Genomic DNA, 21,456 nt, shown 5'->3' with positions numbered 1-21,456 from the left:
TGCCTAAACGCGCAAGGGGCTTTTTATTTGGACTCAGACGCTGCGGACTTAATGGTCAGCAGCTCTGGGTCCACTTGGTTTTCTACGCGGTGCGGCTCTTGTACGGGCTTAGGCCCCAAGCCTAAGAAACGCAAACCACCGTCATTCCACAACCAAAACAACAGGTTGACCACGGCCAACACGTAAACCACGTTGCGCAGTAAAAATTTTGATTTCATACATCCACCTTCGTTTTTGAATTGCGCTAGCCTTTGCAAGCGCCGTTGCGCACGCTACACAGGCCGCACGCTCACCTCTGAGCTGCTGACGGCCTCTTGGCCTTGTTCGGTGTCCACCAGCATCGCGCCTGTGGCGTCTACGCCTCTGGCCACGCCATGACGGCCATCACTTAACGTGACATTCAGGTTGTGCAGCGCATCTCGCGCGTTGAAGGCATTTTGCAGAGGTGCAAAGCCTGTGCCCTCAAACGCCAACAAAGTGGCCAGCAAGGGCTCGGCCACCTTCATCAACGCCTTGGGTGCAGTGATGCCGCTTTGCAGGTCTTGCAGGCCCAATGGCGCGGTCGATAAGCCCTCGGCCACCGGTGGGGCGATGTTGATGCCCACACCCACGACGCAATAACGACCTTGCTCTCGTCCTTGGTCTGCGCTGTAGCCCATGCCTGCGGGCAGGGCTGTCTCAATCAAGATGCCGGCCAATTTGCCCCAACCTGTGGGCGTATTTGCGGACATGGACGGGCGCTTCACCCACAAGTCGTTGGGCCACTTCAAGCGCACACCCAGTTCCCCTTGCGGGTCTAGGCTACGCGCCAGCGACAGGCCCACGGCCAGTGACAGGCCCGACCAATCAGCTGGCTTGAGCATGAGCCCCAATGAGAAAGTCAGGGCATGGCCCACTTCGCCGTGCCACGGGCGACCTAGGCGGCCACGGCCAGCGGTTTGGGTTTCGGCCACCAGCAGCACAGGTTCGGTTTGGCCAGCGCGTGCACGGCGCATCAGCTCGGTGTTGGTGGAGTCAATCTCTGGCAGCACCTCAACTGTGATGCCTGGTTGTTTGGCAACCATCGCAAGCCAGAGGTCTTCAGCGGGCCAGATCATGCGGCTCAGGCCTTTTTAGACTTGGCCTTGTCGGCTTTTTTGGCCGATTTCTTTTTGTCGTCTTTATCTTTGGCATTAGCTGGTTTGCTTTTGGGCTTGTCTGCCTTCTTTGCCTTGGACTTTTCGTCCTTCGGGAACTCCGAGGTGGAAGACAACAAAGTGCCGCGGCACTTCTTCGCGCCACACCAGCAGGGGTATTCGAGCTTGAGCTCAGGCGTCATGGGCGCGTCGATGACCAAACCGTAGTCGTAGTTCAGTTCTTCGCCGGCCTTGATGTCGCGAATGGCTTTGATGAACACGCGGCCGTTTTCTTCATCGGGCTCGCAGCTAGGCTTGCATGAGTGGTTGATCCAACGCGACGAGTTGCCGCCGTACTTGGCGTCGATCACATGCTTTTCGTCGATGTGAAAGTAAAACGTGTGGTTGGGGTCTGTGGGATCGTGCGGGTGGCGGCGCAGCGCCTCTTTCCAGCTGATGATCTCGCCCACGTATTCAATGATGGTCTCGCCTTTGGCGAAGTCTGTCAGTGCAAAAACGCCTTTGCCATGCACGCCTGAGCGACGGGTTTGAATGCGACGGCCTTTGATGGGCGCGGGGGTGTTGGCAGGAGATTTTTTAGACACTGATTTTTTCTGTTAACTTTAATACGTACGCATGTGCGTGCGCGCGCATGGGCGCGCGTGCGCACGCGAGAGAACGAATTGTAGTGGTCAGTTTTTAAGGAACTTTGAAATGAGCAAAACCCTCGTGATTGCCGAAAAACCTTCGGTCGCGCAAGACATCGTGCGCGCACTCACGCCTGTGGCGGGGAAGTTCGAAAAACACGACGATCACTTTGAGAGCGACACCTATGTGGTCTCCAGTGCCGTTGGTCATTTGGTGGAAATCCAAGCGCCCGAAGAATTCGACGTCAAGCGCGGCAAGTGGAGCTTTGCCAACCTGCCCGTCATCCCGCCCTTCTTCGACTTGAAACCCGTCGAAAAAACCAAGAGCCGCCTGAACGCGGTGGTGAAGCTGGCCAAACGCAAAGACGTGACCTCCCTTATCAACGCCTGTGACGCGGGCCGCGAAGGTGAATTGATCTTCCGTTTGATCGAGCAGTACGCGGGCGGCAAAAAGCCACTCGACAAACCTGTGAAGCGCCTGTGGTTGCAGTCCATGACGCCGCAAGCCATTCGTGATGGTTTTGACTCTCTACGCACCCAACAACAAATGCAAGGCTTGGCCGACGCCGCACGCAGCCGCTCGGAAGCCGACTGGCTAGTAGGCATCAACGGCACTCGAGCCTTGACTGCGTTCAACTCACGCGAGGGTGGCTTCTTCTTGACCACCGTGGGCCGTGTGCAAACGCCAACGCTGTCGGTGGTGGTAGAGCGCGAAGAACAAATTCGCAAGTTCATCAGCCGCGACTATTGGGAGATTCATGGCAGCTTCCAAGTGGCTGCCGGCGCTTACCCCGCCAAGTGGTTCAACCCCGAGCACAAAAAAGATGCCGAAGACGGCGAGAAAAAACACGACCGCGTCTGGAGCGAAGCCGAGGCCTTGGCCATTGCCGACGCCGTGCGCAACCAACCAGCCACCGTCACCGAAGAGAGCAAGCCCACCACCAAAGCCAGCCCCGGTTTGTTTGACCTGACCTCGCTGCAACGCGAGGCCAACGGCCGCTTTGGTTTCTCGGCCAAAACTACTTTGGCACTAGCGCAAAGCTTGTACGAGCGTCACAAAGCCCTGACCTACCCCCGTACCGACTCACGCCACTTGCCTGAAGACTACGTGCCCGTGGTGAAAGACACGTTCACCATGCTGGCAGACAGCGGCATGAAGCACTTGGAACAACACGCCACCGTGGCGCTGAACAACAACTACGTGCGCAAACTGCCCCGCGTGTTTGACAACAAAAAAGTCAGTGATCACTTTGCGATCATCCCCACCTTGCAAGCGCCCAGCGGTTTGTCTGAAGCCGAGCAAAAGTTGTATGACTTGGTGGTGCGCCGCTTCATGGCGGTGTTCTTCCCCAGCGCCGAATACATGGTGACCACGCGCATCAGCACAGTCAAAGCAGGGGGCAAAGACCACAACTTCCGCACCGAAGGCAAGGTCTTGGTCAACGCCGGTTGGATGGCCGTGTACGGCAAAGACGCCGCACAAGAAGCGTCGGACAACGAAGAAGACGGCAAGACACTCGTCGCTTTGAAAGCAGGCGAGTCGGCCAAGAACGAATCAGCCGACGCCAAAGGCTTGAAAACTCGTCCACCTGCCCGCTACAGCGAAGCCACATTGCTCGGCGCCATGGAAGGTGCTGGCAAGCTGGTGGAAGACGACGAGTTCCGCGAAGCCATGCAAGAAAAAGGCTTGGGCACACCCGCCACGCGCGCGGCCATCATCGAAGGCTTGCTGAATGAGAAGTACATCATCCGCGATGGCCGCGAGATGATTCCCACCGCCAAAGCCTTCCAGCTGTTCACGCTGCTGCGCGGCTTGGGCGTGGAAGAGTTGTCCAAGCCCGAACTCACGGGCGGCTGGGAACACAAGCTCTCGCTCATGGAACACGGCCAACTGAGCCGCGAAGAATTCATGCGCGAAATTGCCGAGATGACTGAGCACATCGTCAAGAAGGCCAAAGAATTTGACCGCGACACTATCCCCGGTGACTATGCCACCTTGCAAACACCTTGCCCCAAGTGCGGCGGCGTGGTGAAAGAAAACTACCGCCGCTATGCCTGCGTGGGCAAAGACGGCAACGCGTCTGACTCTGGCGAAAACGGCGCAGGCTGTGGTTTCTCCATCAGCAAGATTCCGGGTGGACGCACATTTGACGCGGCTGAAGTGGAAGAGTTTTTGACCAACAAAAAGATTGGGCCGCTCGACGGCTTCCGCTCCAAAGCGGGCTGGCCGTTCACTGCCGAAATTGCGCTGAAGTTCAGCGAAGAAGACCAAAACTGGAAACTCGAATTTGATTTTGGTGACGACGGTGCGGACTCCGGCGAAATCGTCGAGTTCAGCGACGCACCTGCTTTGGGCAACTGCCCCAAATGCGGCAGCCCCGTGCACGAACACGGCAGCAACTACGTGTGTAGCAAGGCCGTGCCAACGCACGCACAAGCCACACCGAGCTGCGACTTCAAGAGCGGCAAGATCATCTTGCAGCAACCTGTCGAACGCGAGCAAATGACCAAGCTCTTGAGTGAAGGCAAAACCGATTTGCTGGACAAGTTTGTGTCCATGCGCACACGCCGTTCGTTCAAAGCGTTCTTGCAGTGGGACGCCGAGGCGGGCAAGGTGAACTTTGCGTTTGAACCCCGCGTGAGCAAGTACCCGCCCAAAGGCGGCAAGACACCCACGACCAACGCGCTCATCAAAGCCGCTGGCAAAAAAGTGCCCGCCAAAACTACCAAAGCAACGAAAGCCGCCAAGGTCAAAGCCGAGAAAGTGGCCAAGCCCAAAGTGCCACGCAAAGTCACCGCAGGCTATCTGCCCAGCGCTGACCTAGCCAACGTGATTGGCGCGGAAGCCGTGGCTCGCACAGAGGTGATCAAGAAGCTGTGGGACTACATCAAGGCCAACGGCCTGCAAGACGCCACCAACAAACGCGCGATCAATGCGGACGCCAAACTCAAACCCGTGTTTGGCAAGGACCAAGTGACCATGTTTGAACTGGCGGGCATTGCTGGCAAACACCTGCGACCCATCGGCGAGTAATTGAGCATGACCGTCCACGCCCAACCCATGATTGCCAAGCCACAGGCCATGCACTTTGAGCAAGCTTTGCAACTACAAAGTGGCGCAAGTGTGCGCGACTACACGCTGGCCTACGAGACCTACGGCACGCTCAACGCTGATCGATCGAACGCGGTGCTGGTGTGCCACGCGCTCAACGCATCGCACCACGTGGCGGGCGTGTACGAAGGCCAAGACAAGAGCGAAGGCTGGTGGGACAACATGATTGGCCCAGGCAAGCCTGTGGACACCAACCACTTCTTTGTGATCGGCGTGAACAACCTTGGCTCTTGCTTTGGCTCGACCGGTCCCATGCACACCCACCCCGACACGGGCAAGGTGTACGGCGCGGACTTCCCCGTAGTCACCGTAGAAGACTGGGTGAATGCGCAAGCCTTGTTGCTCGACCGTTTGGGCATCCAGCAACTCGCCGCTGTTTTAGGCGGCAGCTTGGGCGGCATGCAAGCCCTGAGCTGGACGCTGCAATACCCAGGCCGCGTGCGCCATGCCGTGGTGGTGGCGAGTGCGCCCAACCTCACCGCCGAGAACATCGCCTTCAACGAAGTGGCCCGTCGTGCCATCGTCACCGACCCTGACTTTCATGGCGGCCACTTTTATGAGCACGGCGTTGTACCGCAACGCGGTTTGCGCATCGCCCGCATGGTGGGCCACATCACGTACCTGAGCGACGATGTGATGAACGAAAAGTTTGGCCGCGAGCTGCGCGATGCAGTCGTGGGCAGCGCCACGGGCTACAAATACTCCACGCAAGACGTGGAGTTCCAAATCGAAAGCTACTTGCGCTACCAAGGCGACAAGTTCAGCGAGTACTTTGACGCCAACACCTATTTGCTCATCACCCGCGCACTCGACTACTTTGACCCTGCACGCACCTACGGCGGTGATTTGTCAGCAGCGTTTGCACGCACAGCAGCTAAGTTTCTGTTGGTGAGCTTCACCACCGATTGGCGCTTCTCACCCGCACGCAGCCGCGAGATGGTGCAAGCCTTGCTCGACAACCAACGCGATGTGAGCTACGCCGAAATTGACGCGCCACATGGTCACGATGCGTTCTTGCTGGACGACGCTCGCTACATGAATGTGGTGCGCTCGTACTTTGCGCGCATCAACGATGAACTGAGTGCAGGAGTTGCCGCATGACCCACGACAACTTGAAAGCCATTGCCGCCCTCGTGCCCCAAGGCAGCCGCGTGCTTGACTTAGGCTGTGGCGATGGTGCATTGCTGGCCCACTTGCAACAACACAAAGGCTGCAACGGCTATGGTGTGGAGCTAGACGACACCAATGTGCACGCCTGCGTGCAACGCGGCGTGAACGTGCTTCAGCTCAACCTTGATTTGGGCTTAAGCGTGTTTGCCGACCAATCGTTTGATGTGGTGCTGCAAATCGACACCTTGCAACACTTGCGCAACGCCGAAACCATGCTTCGCGAAACCGCACGCGTGGGCAAAACCGGCATCGTCGCCTTCCCCAACTTTGGCCACTGGCCTAACCGCCTGAGCATTCTGCAAGGGCGCATGCCGGTGACCAAGCGCTTGCCCTACCAGTGGTACGACACGCCCAACATCCGCGTGGGCACATTCAAGGACTTTGAGGTGTTGGCCGAGAAGAATGGTTTGCAAGTGACCGATTCATTTGGCTTGCAAGATGGCCAACGTGTGGATACGTGGCCGAACCTCATGGCAGGTACAGCCGTGTTCAAGTTCAACGCATGAACAAGCTCGCGGCCATCGAGGCCACGAGCAACACCGCCATCGTCCAATTGAAAATGCGTCGATAAAGATCGACTTGCAGGTAGTGACCCATACGCGCACCCATCACCGCCCACACCGCGATGCTAGGCAAGTTGATCAGGCTGAACACCAATGATGCGACGACAATTAATACCAGCCCCGCATCTTGCGGCAAGTAATTGCCGAAAAAGCCGAGCGTCATCACCCACGCTTTGGGATTGACCCACTGGAATGCAGCTGCACCCCAAAACCCCAGGGGCGTTGAAACTTCGGCCCTAACCTCATCTGCTGTCGGCGGGCCACTTCTGACGATGCCCCACGCCAAATAAAGCATGTACGCCAAGCCCAGCACTTGCATCACTTGGTAAATCACGGGCACGCGGATGAACAATTCTCCAAGCCCCATGCCAACGGCCATGAGCATGATGAAGTGCCCACATGAAATACCCAGCATGTGTGGCAATGTGGCGCGCGCGCCAAAGTTCACGCCGGAAGCCAGCAGCATCATGTTGTTCGGACCAGGGGTGACAGACGTCACAAATGCAAACACGGCCATGGACGCCCAAAGTTCAAGATGAAGGTCCATGGTGCGTATGCCGTTCTAGGTCAGCGTTAGCAAAGCCAACGCGCCGAGGGCAGCAGTTTCTGCACGCAACACCCGCTCGCCCAAGCTCAAAGCCACGAAGCCTTTGGCACGAGCAGCAGCGTCCTCTGCATCGGTCAGGCCGCCTTCTGGGCCGTTCAGCAAGACCCAAGACTTCTGCGCAACATTTGCACGCATAGCCGTCAAAGGCTGTGTGCTCGCGTGCAACGAGAGCACGCACTGCACCGCATCGACCTGCGCCGTTTGACGCGCCAGCCACGCATCTAAGCGCTCGGGCATGTCAATCACAGGCACGCGGTTGCGGCCGCATTGCTCACTCGCGCTGGCGGCTACGGCTTGCCAATGGGCTTGTTTCTTTTCAGCACGCTCACCCGTGAGGCGAATCACGCTGCGCTCGGTCATCAAGGGGGTGATGCGATGCACGCCCAGCTCGGTGGCTTTTTCCACCAACCAGTCCATGCGCTCGTTGGCGGGCATGCCCACGGCTAGGTGCACTTGGCACGCAGCTTCGCACTCTGCGTCACGGTGCTTACCCACGACCACGCGCACATCGCTGCGGCCCATGTGTTGCACCTCGGCGCTGAACTCGCCACCTTCGCCGTTGAACAAGGTCAGCGTGTGGCCGGGCTGCATGCGCAGCACTTGCACATGGCGGGCAGCAGTCGGGGGCAAGTCCACCACTTGGCCAGACACCAAGGGCAGCGGGCAGTAAAAGCGTGCCATCCTTAGCCCCGCCCGCCGGGCGTGAGGCGCGGAAAGGCCAAGCTGATGGCGGGTTCTGTGCCCTCAATCTTGTCGATCAAACGCAGCAAGGGCGTGAGCTCGCTGTAGCGGCTGGCCGTGGTGCGGATGTAGTTGATGAAGCGCGGCGCATCGGCCAAGTACTTGGGTTTGCCATCGCGCAACGTCAGGCGCGCAAAGATGCCAGCCACTTTGAGATGGCGTTGCAGGCCCATCCACTCTACGGCGCGGTAAAACGCGCCGAAGTCGTTGTGCCAGTCTTCAAAATCCATCAGGCCGAGTTTGCGGGCACGTTCCCAATAGCGGATGGTCACGTCCAGCACCACATCTTCTTCCCACGTCAAAAACGCGTCGCGCATGAGGCTGGCGATGTCGTAGGTGATGGGGCCATAGACCGCGTCTTGAAAGTCGAGCACGCCCAAACGTTGTTCGGTGGGGTCATGCGGCATCATCAAATTGCGCGGCATGAAGTCGCGGTGCACGTAGACACTGGGTGCGGCCAAGTTGCGCTGAATGATGGTTTTGAAAGTTTTGTCCAACATCTCGCGTTGCGCGCTGTCAATTTGCAGCTGGCGGTGTTGGGTGAGGTACCAATCGGGGAACAGCGACAACTCTCGCTGCAGCAAAGCTTCGTCATACGCGGGCAGCACGCTGGGGCGGCTGCTTTGTTGCAGGGTCAGCAAAGCATCGACGGCGCGCATGTAAAGGCCGTGATTGGCTTGCGGGTCGTCACGGTTGATGACGTCCATCATGGTTTGCGAACCGATGTCGTCGAGCAACATGAAGCCTTGCGGCTCATCCCACGCCAAGATGCGCGGGGCATACAGGCCCGCGTCCAGCATCAAACGGGCAATGCGCACAAAGGGTTCGCAGTTTTCTTTGTCGGGCGGTGCGTCCATGACGATGCACGAGCCGTTCGCTGTGTCGACACGGAAATAGCGCCTGAAGCTGGCGTCCGCCGACGCGGCGCGCACGGTGGCGGGCAGCACGCCGTGAGCGCTGGCTTGGGCATTGAGCCATTGGTGGAAGGCTGCTTGACGCTCGGGCTGGGCCCATTCGATGGAAGCAGAGGTATTTGCGCCCGAAGGCTGGAAGTTAGGCTGTGTGCTCATGGATAATCCAAATTCTACAAACCAGCCTTGGGTTGATCTGCGTTCATGTTGTTGCCTCTCATTCACCGCCAAATACGCGCACTGTCGTGGCTCACATTTGGCCTATTGGGCAGCACACTGGCACTGCACGCGCAAACCGTGAGTTCACCGCCTTTGATGCTCAAGCCAAGCAGTTTGTTACAAGAGCTGATCTTGGACGATACGCGCAAACAACTGCCGACGTTCATGCAAAGCGACACGCTGCGTGGCCGCCCAGACCTGCAAACCATCTTAGATGGTCAAGTCGTGATCCGTCGCGGCGACCTGCTCCTCAAAGCTGACAAGGTCGATTACGACCAAGCGGAAGATTTCGCCAAAGCGCGTGGCAACGTTTACATCAACCGTTCTGGCAACGTGTACCAAGGCCCCGCCCTTGACATTCATCTGGATGCCTTTGAAGGCTTCTTCACCCAGCCCAAGTATCAACTGTTGAAAAACAAAGCCTACGGCAAAGCCGAGCGGATCGACTTCATCGACCCCGCCAACACGGTGATGCACAAGGCAGACTTCACCACTTGCCAACGCAAACCAGGTCCAAGCTGGACACCCGATTGGCTTTTCAAAGGCGACAAAATCACACTCGACACCGACCGCAACATCGGCTTGGCTGAAGGGGCGTCATTGCGGTTCAAAGATGTGCCGATTTTGCCAGTGCCCTCAATTGACTTCCCGCTCAGCGATGAGCGTAAATCTGGTTTGCTGCCACCCACCATTGGTGTCGACAACATTGGCGGCTTGGAATACACCCAGCCTTACTACTGGAACTTGGCGCCTAACCGCGACGTCACGTTTTCTCCCACGTATTGGAGTAACCGTGGCCTGCGCCTGAGCACCGAGCTGCGCTACTTAGAAGGTCTGCCACCTCTGCAAGCGCCATTCCAAGGTCAAATGCGCTTTGACTACATGGAAAAAGACGCCTTGCGCGATGGTTCGCGCCGCTGGGGCATGCAGTACTCGCACGTGGGCTTGGTGAACCCTGGTTTTGCAGGTGGCGCATTGGGGCTGAACTTGAACCTCAACCGTGTCAGTGATGACGACTATTGGAAAGATTTCGCCATCATTGGCGGCTCAGGCGTGCAACGTCTGTTGTCAAACGATGCGGGCTTGAATTGGACCAATGGGATTTACACCACGTCGGTGCGCACACAGATGTGGCAAACCTTGCAAGACTTGGCCAATCCCATTGGTAACCGCATCACGCGACCATTCAACCGTGTGCCGCAATTCACCGCACGCATGCAGCGCATCAACGTGGGGGGCTTTGACTTCAGCTTGGACGGTGACTTGACCCGGTTTGAATCTGCACGCGATTACGAATGTTTGAATGGCGCCAGTTACCGATCCGCCTGCGCACCCAATGCAGACCGCGCAGTGGCGTTGGCTCAAATCAGCCGACCATTCAACACCCCCTTTGGTTACCTCACACCCAAACTGCAACTCAACAGCCGCAGTTACCAATTCAGCGGTGGCTTGCCCAACAATCCGTTCTACAGCGGCCACGAAGGCCAAAGTGGCGCCAGCGTCAGCGTGCCGACGTTCAGCCTCGACACCGGAATCGCGTTCGAGAAATCTACACGTCTGTTTGATCGCGCATGGGTTCAAACTTTAGAGCCTCGGGCTTTCTATGTTTACACGCCCTATCGCGATCAGAACTACTTGCCCAACTACGACTCGGGTGGCAACTCGTTCAACTTCGCCAGCATCTTCACCGAGAACGCGTTTGGCGGCTATGACCGCATCTCCGACAGCAAGCTGCTGACCCTAGGCGCCACCTCTCGTTTCATCGACCCGGAAACAGGCGCCGAAGGCGCACGTTTTGGTGTGGCGCAGCGCCTACGTATGAAGGAGCAGAACGTCACCATGCCCGATGACCCCACGGGCAAAACCGGCATCAGCGATCTTTTGGCCGGCGCGTCTGTGGCGCTGAACAGAGCATGGGCCGTCGACACCACCGTTCAGTACAACCAAAAGACAGACAACTTCTTGCGTCGCATGGTCAGCGGTCGTTACAACCCTGGCTCCTACCGCGTCATCAGCGCCGCGTATCGAACCGAAAATACGGAAGCGGGAGCTGCCGCCTCACGTCAAGTGGATGTGGGCTGGCAATGGCCCTTGCACGACCTCTGGGGAGGTTCGGACATCGGTGGTGGCGAAGGACGTGGATTGGGCGAGGGACGCTGGTACAGCGTGGCACGCTTGAACTACAACCCTCTCGATAAAAAGATGGTCGAGTCTGTCATTGGCTTCGAATACGATGCGGGTTGTTGGCTCAGCCGCGTGGTCGCTGAGCGTTTGCAGGTGACGGATGGCTTGGCCCGCCAACGCTTGTTGTTTCAACTTGAATTTGTAGGCTTCTCGCGCATCGGCACCAATGCCATGGGCTCACTGCGCACCAATTTGCCACGGTATCAGCCGTTGCGACAACCTTCTATGACACCCAGCCGCTTCGGCAATTACGATTGATGATGACCATGTTTTCTCTCACCTTACGCTTTGCCCGTCGGTCGTCACTCACCTGGCTGGCGATTGCTTTGGCAAGCTCTGGGGTATGGGCTCAAACGTCCAAAACCAATGCCATATCAGGCCGTGACTTCATTGTGGCGGTTGTCGATGCCCAACCCATCACCAACCACGATGTCAATGTTCGCGCAGCATTGCTTGCACAGCAACTGCGTCAACAGAAGAAAAATGTTCCTGCGCCATCTGAGTTGCTGCAAAACAGCCTTGAGCGCTTGATCACCGAAAAAGCCCTCTTGCAATATGCGAAAGAAGCGGGCGTCACCGTTGAGAATGAAGCGGTCGATCAAGCTGAACAGCGCATGGCCGCACAAAACCAAATGTCTGTTGATGCACTGCACGCAAAATTTCGCGCCGAGGGCACCAGCGTTGCGAGCCTTCGACAAAACATCAAAGATCAAGCAATCCTGCAGCGCCTGACCGAGCGCAACGTACCAAGCCGTATCAAGGTCAGCGAGGTTGAAATCGACCAAGCTGTTCGCGAACGCCAAAATGCCAGCGTCAACACCAACCCTGACATCGAGTTGGGTCACATCTTGGTGGCAGTGTCCGAAAAAGCCAATGATGCAGATGTTGTAGCCCTCCAAAGCAAAGCCCAGACTGCGTTAGCACGCGCCAAACAAGGCGAAGACTTCGGCAAGTTGGCTAAAGAGTTGTCTGACAGTGCAGAGCGTGACAAAGGCGGATTAATGGGCGTGCGCGCAACCAGCCGCTACCCCACCTTGTTTGTGGATGCCACCAAAAACTTGGCCGTGGGTGATGTCACCCTCGTACGCTCAGGCGCCGGCTTTCACATTTTGAAATTAGTAACGAAGCGCGCCAGCAGCGTGGTGACCGTGACGCAAACCCATCCTCGCCACATCCTGCTACGCCCAGGCGGCCAACTGAGCCAAACCACAGCACGCGCCCAATTGGCTGAATACAAACGCCAAATCGAAGCGGGCAAAGCAGACTTTGCCAAGTTGGCTCGTGAACATTCACAAGATGCCAGTGGCCCCGACGGCGGCGACTTGGGTTGGGTCTCGCAAGGCATGTTTGTGCCTGAATTTGAAGAGGTGATGAACAAGTTGCAGCCAGGCCAAATCGCCGACCCCATGGTGTCTCGGTTTGGCGTGCACCTGATTCAAGTGATGGAACGTCGAGAAGCCCCCATCAGCGAGCGCGAGCTGCGCGACATGGCGCGCAACGGCTTGCGTGAGAAAAAGTTTGATGAAACCTACCAACTGTGGGCCCAAGAAGTGCGTGGCCGCGCCTATGTGGAATACCGCGACGCACCGCAATAAGCAGAGCCCACTTTGAAACACATTGCACGCAAGCGCTTCGGCCAACACTTCTTAACCGACGGCGCCATCATTGAAAGCATCGTCGATGCGATCGACCCGCAACCGGGCGACCCCATGGTCGAAATTGGCCCAGGCTTGGCCGCGCTCACACAACCCTTGGTGGAGCGCCTAGGTCGTCTCAATGTCATCGAGTTAGACCGCGATTTGGCCGTGCGCCTGCGCGAGCACCCGCACCTGAACGTGATTGAGTCCGACGTGCTGCGCGTGGACTTCACGCAATTGGCTGCTGACCTCAAGGTACCCAAGCTGCGCGTGGTGGGTAACCTGCCGTACAACATTTCGTCGCCCATCCTGTTCCATCTGCTGGAGCATGTGGCCGTGGTGCAAGACCAGCACTTCATGCTGCAAAAAGAAGTGATTGACCGCATGGTGGCCAAGCCCAGCAGCAGCGACTACAGCCGCTTGAGCGTGATGCTGCAGTGGCGCTACGACATGGAAGACGTGTTGTTTGTGCCGCCCGAATCGTTTGACCCACCTCCGCGCGTGGACAGCGCCGTGGTGCGCATGGTGCCCTTGGCGGAGCCCCCCAAAATTAACGTCAAGCTGATGGAGGAAATGGTGAAAACAGCGTTCAGTCAACGCCGAAAGCTGTTGCGCCACACCTTGGGCCGTTGGTTGGAAGCGCGTCACTTTGCGGGCACCTTCGATGTGCAACGCCGTGCAGAAGAAGTGTCGGTGGCCGAATATGTGGCTCTGGTGCAAAGTCTGTAAAGACCCAAACGCCAAAAACAAAACCCGTCGCAGGTGACTGCTGACGGGTTTTTTGTTGGCGCTGCTACGAAAGCAGCCTGCCAGTTAAGCCGCTGTTTGCCAGTAGCCTGCGTTGAAGGGGCTGCTCATGCGCAAAGCCATGGGCGACACGTCCACCAGTTTGTCGGTTGGCATTTTTTCGCCTTCTTCCAACAACTCAATGCCTTCAGCCGCCACGCCTGGCTTTTCAGCCGACGGGGCACGAGCCACGGAGAATGAGTAGAAGCAACGGAACGCCACTTTGCGGTCAGACCAGTAGTCAGCCGCTTCGCGGAAGATGTCCAACAGCTGTTCGCGGGCTTCTTTGTCAAACTTGGCGTGGGCAGGAATGTGCTCCAACACCAAGATAAAGCCAGGCTGTGGGCCAGACTTGTGCAAGGGGTCGGTCATGCCGTCGTACAAGGAATCAAAGTTCTTGCTAGCCGAGGCAGACAGGTTGAACTCTTTGGAAATGATGTCCAAGATGTCTTGCTTGCTTTGGGCTTGGGCCAGGTTCACATAAAGAAAATGGTGGCCAAGGCCTTGGGCCGCCTCTTGCAAATCAGGCACGCGGAACGCGCGGATGGACTGAACAATATTGGTTTTGATAGTACGCAAAGGCATGAAAATCGCCGTTCTTAAGACTGTTTTAAATACGTTTGATCTTCGGGTTAACCCGAAAATTGAAAGCGCAAGTGTCTTCGAATTGAAACAAAAAAGCAAGGGCCCTCCCATTTCTGGGGGGCCCTTGAAGGGTTATTTAACCTAAAAAGGCTAATTTAAGCTGTAAAAACGCTTATCGAGCTGCGCTGGCATCCGCCACGGTCAACGCGGTCATGTTGACGATGCGACGCACTGTGGTGCTCGCGGTCAGGATGTGCACCGGTTTCGCCGCACCCAGCAACACTGGGCCAATGGCGATATTGCCGCCAGCCGCTGTTTTGAGCAGGTTGTACGCAATGTTGGCAGAGTCTAAGTTAGGCAAAACCAGCAAATTGGCATCACCAATCAGGGTGGTGTCCGCCATTTGAGCGGCACGCACATCGCCGTCCAGCGCCACATCGCCATGCATTTCGCCATCAATTTCAAGCCAAGGTGCCTTTTTCTTGACCAAAGCCAAGGTTTCGCGCATTTTGATGGCCGAAGGCTGGTCGCTGCTGCCAAAGTTGGAATGCGACAACAACGCGGCTTTGGGCTGGATACCAAAACGACGCATTTCTTCAGCAGCCATCACCGTGATTTCGGCCAATTGCTCAGCCGTTGGGTCGTAGTTGATGTGGGTGTCGACCAAGAACACTTGACGATCAGGCAACAACAAGCCGTTCATAGCGGCATAGGTGCTCACGCCTTTGCGGTTGCCGATCACTTGGTCCACATAGTTCAAATGGGTGAGCGGTGTGCTCCAAGTGCCGCAAATCAGGCCATCTACCTCACCTTTGTGCAGCATCATGGTGCCAATCAGCGACAAACGGCGGCGCATGTCAATTTTGGCCAACTGTTCGGTCACGCCTTTGCGGGCGGTCATCTTGTAATAGGTTTGCCAGAAGTCGCGGTAGCGGTGGTCTTGCTCGACGTTCACCACGTCGTAATCCACGCCCTCTTTCAGGCGCAAACCAAATTTTTCAATGCGCTGCGCAATCACGGAAGGACGACCAATCAAGGTGGGCTTCGCCAAACGCTCGTCCACCACGATTTGCACGGCGCGCAACACGCGCTCTTCTTCACCTTCGGCGTAACACACACGCTTTTTAGTCGCGCGCTTGGCGGCGGCATAAATCGGTTTCATGATCGAACCGGACGCATAGACAAAGCCTTGCAGCTTCTCAATGTAGGCCTCCATATCTTGGATCGGACGCGTGGCCACACCGCTGTCTGCGGCGGCTTTGGCCACGGCAGGGGCAATCTTCATCATCAAGCGTGGGTCGAATGGCTTGGGAATGAGGTACTCAGGACCAAAAGCCAACGTCTCGCCCGCATAGGCGGCTGCCACCACTTCGCTTTGCTCGGCTTGTGCCAATTCGGCAATGGCGTACACCGCTGCGATTTCCATCTCATCGGTGATGGTGGATGCGCCTGCATCCAGGGCACCGCGGAAGATGTAGGGGAAACAGAGGACGTTGTTCACTTGGTTGTGATAGTCGCTACGTCCCGTGGCGATGATGGCGTCATCGCGCACGGCCTTCACTTCTTCGGGCGTGATCTCTGGGTTGGGGTTGGCCAAGGCCATGATGATGGGCTTGGCAGCCATCTTCTTGACCATCTCTGGCTTCAGCACGCCGCCAGCGGACAGGCCCAAGAACACATCGGCGCCTTCGATGATGTCGCTCAAAGTGCGCGCATCGGTTTTTTGGGCGTACTGAATCTTGTCTTCGTCCATCAGCTCGGTGCGGCCTTCATAGACCACGCCAGCCAAATCAGTGACATAAATGTTTTTGCGTGGCATGCCCATCTTGAGCAATAAGCCCAAACAAGCCAAAGCGGCAGCACCAGCACCGGAGGTGACCAGTTTGACGTTTTTGATGTCTTTACCTGCCACCTTGAGGCCGTTCAAGATCGCGGCGCCCACGGTGATGGCGGTGCCGTGTTGGTCATCGTGGAAAACTGGGATTTTCATGCGCTCGCGCAACTTGCGCTCGACGTAGAAGCAATCAGGCGCCTTGATGTCTTCGAGGTTGATGCCGCCAAAGGTAGGCTCTAACGATGCAATGATGTCCACCAACTTGTCGAGGTTCTTCTCGTCAATCTCTAAGTCGAACACGTCAATGCCCGCGAACTTCTTGAACAGAACGCCTTTGCCTTCCATCACAGGCTTAGAGGCCAAGGGGCCAATGTCGCCCAAGCCCAGCACGGCCGTGCCGTTGGTAATGACGGCCACCAAGTTGCCGCGGCTGGTGTACTTGAATGCGTTGTTGGGATCTTTGACGATTTCTTCGCAAGGCGCAGCCACGCCGGGCGAATAAGCCAAGGCCAAATCATGTTGGTTCACCAACTGCTTGGTGGCGTGAATCGCCACTTTGCCTGGAGTTGGAAACTCGTGGTATTCGAGAGCGGCACGGCGCAGTTCGGCACGTGCCTCGGCGCTGTTGTGAGAGTGGTTGGAACCCATAGAAATCTCCTTGTTATGCAAAAGGCGGCGCGCTTTGCACAAGTGCGACCGCCTTAGCTTGTGATTTCATTTTAGGCCTGTGTCTAGGGCGGTTTGTCCGTGGATGTGCGTATGCAAGTGGCAATGGTTTTTACTTATTCGCAAAAGCAAACTTTATAGGTCAATAGGGATTTTTCTTGGGCTGCCGCTTGGCTAAGAAATTAACCGCGCATGAACGCTTCAATTTCAGAAGCAATTACAGGCACACCACGAGAAATCAACTCGCAGCCACCCGCAGTGACGATGGCATCGTCCTCAATACGAATGCCAATGTTCCAAAACACCTCGGGCACATCCGGCCCGGGGCGCACATAGAGGCCTGGCTCAATGGTGAGCACCATGCCCTCGCGCAAGATGCGGCTGGGTCGGTTGACGATGGTCTCGCCCGACAACGGGTCTTTGCGCTCGCTGGTTTGGCCCAGTTCGGACGGCTCCACATAGCTGCCGCAGTCGTGCACATCCATGCCCAGCCAATGGCTGGTGCGGTGCATGTAAAACGGGAAGTACGCACGCTTTTCAATCACGTCTTGCGCATTGCCGTGTTTGACTTTGTTCAACAAACCGAGGTCTAACAAGCCTTGCGCCAACACTTTGACGGTCGCTTCGTGCGGGTCCACAAAACGCGCGCCGGCTTTGGTCGCCACCACTGCCGCGTCTTGGCTGGCGAGCACCAAATTGTATAAATCACGCTGCGGGCCGGTGAACTTGCCGTTCGCAGGAAAAGTGCGCGTGATGTCGGAGGCATAGCCATCCAACTCGCAGCCGGCATCAATCAGCACCAACTCGCCATTGCGCACAGGCGCAGCATCGGCGCGGTAGTGCAACACGCAGGCATTGGCGCCCGCGGCCACGATGGAGGTGTAGGCCGGAAACTGCGAGCCGTGCATGCGGAACTCGTGCAGCAGCTCGGCATCTAAGTGGTACTCGCGCACATCTTGGCGCGCACGCAACATGCGCGCACTGGTTTGCATGGCACGGATGTGGGCATGCGCGCTGATGGTGCTGGCGCGGCGCATCACGTCTTGCTCATGCGCGTCTTTGATGAGGCGCATCTCATCCAGCGGGCCGCAAGCATCACGTTGCTCCGCAGGGCATTGCGCACCAAAGCGCACACGGGCGCGCACGGCATTGAGCCAGCCGTCCACACGGGTTTCTAAACCTTTGTGCGTGGCAAATGGATACCAAACGGTGTGTTGGTTCTCCAGCAATTTAGGCAGCTGTTTGTCCAGCTCCGCCACTGACACAGCGGCACTCACGCCCAATCCGGCCACGGCAGCGTCTGGGCCCAAACGGTAACCATCCCAAATTTCGCGCTCCAAATCTTTGGGCTGACAAAACAGCGTGCTGCGCCCTGTGGCGTCGAGCACTAGCCAAGCGTTGGGCTCGGTGAAGCCCGTCAGGTAATAAAAGTAGCTGTCGTGGCGATACGGAAAGTCGCTGTCGCGGTTACGTGCATGTTCGGGTGCGGTGGGAATGATGGCCACGCCACCATCGCCCAACTGGGCGGCCAAACGGGCGCGACGTTCGGCGTAAATCTGGGCGTGTGCAATCGGGTGTGTCATGTCTTATTGTGTGTTCAGGCGGCGTTGAGTTGCGCCAAACGCTCGGGCGTGCCCACATCGGTCCACGCACCTGTGTAGAGCGACGCACTCACCGCGCCATTGTCCATGGCGGCGCGCAACATGGCTGCGAGTGGGGCTTTCACGCCAGCGGGGTTGCCTGCGGGAATAGGGCACCACGCCGCTTCGAAGAAAGCGCGTTTGTACAGAGCAATGGTGCTGAAGGTGTAGCGCGGTGCATCTTGATTTGTTCGTGCTGAAAGTTGATTTGGCGCGGCAGCCGTAGACGTTGACATCGAAGCCGTCAACTTCGGCAAATTCAAAGCCAAGCCCTCAGCAGACAAACCAAAGTCGCCGCCCAAGTTGTGTTCGGGGTTGGGCACCAGCCAAATATGAGCGAGCTGCGGGCTGGCCTCGAAGCGCGCATAGGCCTCGGGCGTAAACACAAAGTCTGGCGCAAACACATCGCCCGCGGCCACCCAAAACACATCGGCCAGTTGGGGCAGGGCGCGGACAATGCCGCCTGCGGTTTCTAGCGCGCCGCCAAAGTCCACGCCTTCTTGCGAATAGTGCAGATGCATGGGCACAAGTCCGGTGCTTTCAAACACATCGCCAAAGTGCTGGGGAATTTGCTCGCCCAACCAGGCGGTGTTGATGACCAAATTTTCTACGCCACCACGCTGCAGGCCTTGCATGGCCCATTGCATCAGGGGTTGGCCGCGAACGGGCAATAACGGCTTAGGGGTGGCATCGGTCAGCGGGCGCATGCGCTCACCACGGCCTGCGGCCAAAAGCAGGGCAGTGGCTGAGCCTGACGCAGAGCCAACAGGCGAAGTTGAAGCGGCTGAAATGGGGTGTTTTGTCATCACGCGGCAGTGTAGCCAGACCACACCACGGGCTATTTGTGAAACATCTGTCGCATGCGGTCAGCCAGCGGTAGGCAGGCTCGCTAAAATCGTGGTTTTCCCTCACACCCCATCGGAGCCGCCTGACATGGCAAATACCCAACAAATGGCCAGCGCAATTCGCGCCTTGGCAATGGACGCTGTACAACAAGCCAATTCAGGTCACCCCGGCGCGCCGATGGGCATGGCCGACATGGCTGTCGCCTTGTGGGGCGAGCACCTGCGTCACAACCCCAAGAATCCCCATTGGTTGAACCGCGACCGCTTTGTGCTGTCCAACGGCCACGGCTCGATGTTGATTTACGCCTTGTTGCACCTCACCGGCTACGACTTGCCGATGGACGAGTTGAAAAACTTCCGCGTGTTGCACAGCAAAACTGCAGGCCACCCCGAAGTGGGCGTGACCCCTGGCGTGGAAACCACCACAGGCCCACTGGGTCAAGGCATCACCAACGCGGTGGGTATGGCACTGGCTGAAAAACTGTTGGCCTCTGAATTCAACCGCGAAGGCCACAACGTAGTCGACCACCACACCTATGCCTTCATGGGCGACGGTTGTTTGATGGAAGGCATCAGCCACGAAGCGTGCTCATTGGCAGGCGCATGGAAGCTCAACAAGCTCATCGCCCTGTACGACGACAACGGCATTTCCATCGACGGCCAAGTGACCCCTTGGTTTGCCGACAACACACCCGAGCGTTTCAAAGCCTACGGCTGGAACGTGATTGGCCCCATCAACGGCCACGACGCCGCTGTGGTGAGCCAAGCCATTGCATCAGCCAAGCTCAGCACTGACAAGCCCACACTGATTGTTTGCAAAACCAGCATCGGCAAAGGCAGCCCCAACCGCGCTGACACGGCCAAAGCCCACGGCGAACCTTTGGGCGCTGAAGAAATTGCATTGACACGCGCAGCCATCGGTTGGAACCACGCCCCCTTCGAGATGCCCAAAGAGGTGTACGCCGATTGGAACGCGGCAACACGCGGCAAGGCTCAAGAAGCTGAATGGAAAGCAACGTTCGCTGCCTACAAAGCCGCACACCCCGCCTTGGCCAAAGAGCTGCTGCGCCGCATGGCCGGCGAGCTGCCCAAAAACTTTGCTCAGACCGTGGTCGACACCGTCATCGGCGCCCACACCAAAGCCGAAACCGTGGCCAGCCGCAAGGCCAGCCAATTGGCCTTGGAAGCCTTCACGGCCGCCTTGCCCGAACTCTTAGGTGGCAGCGCTGACTTGACCGGCTCCAACCTGACCAACACCAAATCCACCCCCAACCTGCGCTTTGACGCAACGGGCCATGTGGTGAAAAACGATGCTGGCCAAGGTGGCCGCCACATCAACTACGGCGTGCGCGAATTCGGCATGGCCGCCATCATGAACGGCGTGGCTTTGCACGGCGGCTTCATTCCCTACGGCGGCACGTTCCTGACCTTTAGCGACTACTCGCGCAACGCCATCCGCATGGCAGCGCTGATGAAGCAACGCGTGGTGCATGTGTTCACCCACGACTCCATTGGCTTGGGCGAAGACGGCCCCACCCACCAGTCCATCGAGCACGCTGCCTCGTTGCGCCTGATTCCTAACCTCGACGTGTGGCGTCCTGCGGACACCGCCGAAACCGCTGTGGCTTGGGCCGTGGCTTTGCAAAACACCAGCCGCCCAACCGCGCTGTTGTTGAGCCGCCAAAACCTGCCTTATTTGCCCAAGGGCGATGCCACTCCGCACAAAACGGCTGGCGACATCTCTGGCCTCGATGCCATCAACAAAGGTGCTTACGTGTTGGCTGAGCCAAGCGAAGTGGGCATCAAGAAAAAGGCGCAAGCCGTCATCTTGGCCACCGGCTCTGAAGTGCAGCTGGCCATGAAAGCGCAAGCCTTGTTGGCCGAGCGCAAGATTGCCGTGCGCGTAGTGTCTGTGCCCAGCACAACCACATTCGACCGCCAAAGCGTGGCCTACAAAGCGGCCGTGTTGCCAGCAGGCGTGCCACGCATTGCGGTGGAAATGGGCTCGACCGACGGCTGGTGGAAATACGGCGTGTCCGCCGTGGTCGGCATCGACACCTACGGCGAATCTGCGCCCGCCCCTGTTTTGTTCAAACACTTCGGTTTCACGCCTGAAAACGTGGCCGACACGGTTCAAGCCGCGCTGCAAAAGCAGGCTTAAACCACACGAGTTTTAAACTTCCTCTTAAGGCTT

16 protein-coding genes and 1 pseudogene are annotated in these 21,456 nt (G+C 57.6%); 7 read left to right on the top strand and 10 right to left on the bottom strand.

Annotated features, from left to right (window positions below):
- Positions 1–23: 23 nt before the first annotated feature.
- The 3 genes from C5F52_RS03710 to C5F52_RS03700 are packed head-to-tail and all read right to left on the bottom strand — an operon-like array spanning position 24 to position 1,720.
- A complete protein-coding gene (locus C5F52_RS03710) occupies positions 24–218 on the bottom strand; it encodes a hypothetical protein (RefSeq protein ID WP_104796947.1) in 195 nt (64 codons plus the stop codon).
- Between the two features lie 54 nt (positions 219–272).
- A complete protein-coding gene (locus C5F52_RS03705; RefSeq protein WP_104796946.1) occupies positions 273–1,097 on the bottom strand; it encodes a biotin--[acetyl-CoA-carboxylase] ligase in 825 nt (274 codons plus the stop codon).
- Between the two features lie 5 nt (positions 1,098–1,102).
- The gene (locus C5F52_RS03700; RefSeq protein ID WP_104796945.1) at positions 1,103–1,720 is read right to left on the bottom strand and encodes an SET domain-containing protein; all 618 of its coding nucleotides are present in this window, start codon (positions 1,718–1,720) and stop codon (positions 1,103–1,105) included.
- Between the two features lie 109 nt (positions 1,721–1,829).
- On the opposite strand from C5F52_RS03700, the gene C5F52_RS03695 reads away from it, so the two are divergent.
- From C5F52_RS03695 to metW, 3 genes are read left to right on the top strand one after another with little or no spacing between them, the layout of a single operon-like run.
- Positions 1,830–4,796: a DNA topoisomerase III gene (locus C5F52_RS03695; protein ID WP_104796944.1), complete on the top strand. Its 2,967-nt coding sequence runs from the start codon at positions 1,830–1,832 to the stop codon at positions 4,794–4,796.
- Positions 4,797–4,802: 6 nt separating this feature from the next.
- Positions 4,803–5,975, top strand: coding sequence for a homoserine O-acetyltransferase (locus tag C5F52_RS03690; RefSeq protein WP_236657702.1), 1,173 nt, complete (start codon positions 4,803–4,805; stop codon positions 5,973–5,975).
- A complete protein-coding gene (metW, locus tag C5F52_RS03685; protein WP_104796943.1) occupies positions 5,972–6,550 on the top strand; it encodes a methionine biosynthesis protein MetW in 579 nt (192 codons plus the stop codon). Before C5F52_RS03690 ends, metW begins: the two co-directional genes overlap by 4 nt.
- Here the strand turns inward: metW and C5F52_RS03680 are convergent.
- Genes C5F52_RS03680 through C5F52_RS03670 form a run of 3 tightly spaced genes read right to left on the bottom strand, consistent with a single transcriptional unit; the run spans position 6,540 to position 9,025 of the window.
- Positions 6,540–7,154 carry a LysE family translocator gene (locus C5F52_RS03680; RefSeq protein WP_104796942.1) on the bottom strand — a complete coding sequence of 205 codons (615 nt, stop codon included), beginning with the start codon at positions 7,152–7,154 and terminating at the stop codon, positions 6,540–6,542. The genes metW and C5F52_RS03680 overlap by 11 nt on opposite strands.
- A gap of 15 nt (positions 7,155–7,169) precedes the next feature.
- Positions 7,170–7,895: a 16S rRNA (uracil(1498)-N(3))-methyltransferase gene (locus C5F52_RS03675; RefSeq protein WP_104796941.1), complete on the bottom strand. Its 726-nt coding sequence runs from the start codon at positions 7,893–7,895 to the stop codon at positions 7,170–7,172.
- 2 nt (positions 7,896–7,897) lie between these two features.
- Complete coding sequence (locus C5F52_RS03670) at positions 7,898–9,025, bottom strand: aminoglycoside phosphotransferase family protein (RefSeq protein WP_104796940.1); 1,128 nt, start codon at positions 9,023–9,025, stop codon at positions 7,898–7,900.
- Positions 9,026–9,070: 45 nt separating this feature from the next.
- Between C5F52_RS03670 and C5F52_RS03665 the strand changes: the two genes are divergently transcribed.
- From C5F52_RS03665 to rsmA, 3 genes are read left to right on the top strand one after another with little or no spacing between them, the layout of a single operon-like run.
- A complete protein-coding gene (locus tag C5F52_RS03665; RefSeq protein ID WP_104796939.1) occupies positions 9,071–11,527 on the top strand; it encodes an LPS-assembly protein LptD in 2,457 nt (818 codons plus the stop codon).
- 8 nt (positions 11,528–11,535) lie between these two features.
- Entirely contained in the window at positions 11,536–12,864 is a 1,329-nt protein-coding gene (locus C5F52_RS03660) for a peptidylprolyl isomerase (protein ID WP_161499643.1), read from the top strand.
- Between the two features lie 12 nt (positions 12,865–12,876).
- Positions 12,877–13,635 carry a 16S rRNA (adenine(1518)-N(6)/adenine(1519)-N(6))-dimethyltransferase RsmA gene (rsmA, locus tag C5F52_RS03655; RefSeq protein ID WP_104796937.1) on the top strand — a complete coding sequence of 253 codons (759 nt, stop codon included), beginning with the start codon at positions 12,877–12,879 and terminating at the stop codon, positions 13,633–13,635.
- A 252-nt stretch (positions 13,636–13,887) separates the two neighbouring features.
- On the opposite strand, the pseudogene C5F52_RS03650 reads toward rsmA, so the two are convergent.
- The 4 genes and pseudogenes from C5F52_RS03650 to C5F52_RS03635 form a co-directional block, all read right to left on the bottom strand.
- Positions 13,888–14,277 (bottom strand): annotated as a pseudogene (locus C5F52_RS03650) (barstar family protein); the annotation flags it as partial.
- 172 nt (positions 14,278–14,449) lie between these two features.
- Positions 14,450–16,759 carry an NADP-dependent malic enzyme gene (locus C5F52_RS03645; protein WP_104796935.1) on the bottom strand — a complete coding sequence of 770 codons (2,310 nt, stop codon included), beginning with the start codon at positions 16,757–16,759 and terminating at the stop codon, positions 14,450–14,452.
- Between the two features lie 200 nt (positions 16,760–16,959).
- On the bottom strand, positions 16,960–18,360 hold the full coding sequence (locus tag C5F52_RS03640; protein WP_104796934.1) for an aminopeptidase P N-terminal domain-containing protein: 1,401 nt from the start codon (positions 18,358–18,360) through the stop codon (positions 16,960–16,962).
- 14 nt (positions 18,361–18,374) lie between these two features.
- A complete protein-coding gene (locus tag C5F52_RS03635; RefSeq protein ID WP_104796933.1) occupies positions 18,375–19,223 on the bottom strand; it encodes a nucleotidyltransferase family protein in 849 nt (282 codons plus the stop codon).
- Between the two features lie 127 nt (positions 19,224–19,350).
- Here C5F52_RS03635 and tkt point away from each other — a divergent pair, with 127 nt between their 5' ends.
- On the top strand, positions 19,351–21,423 hold the full coding sequence (gene tkt / locus C5F52_RS03630) for a transketolase (protein ID WP_104796932.1): 2,073 nt from the start codon (positions 19,351–19,353) through the stop codon (positions 21,421–21,423).
- Positions 21,424–21,456 lie beyond the last annotated feature (33 nt).

This window comes from Limnohabitans sp. TS-CS-82, from assembly GCF_002943475.1.
Note: the sequence above shows the minus strand (reverse complement) of the source record. Positions and strands in the feature narration are given on the sequence as shown.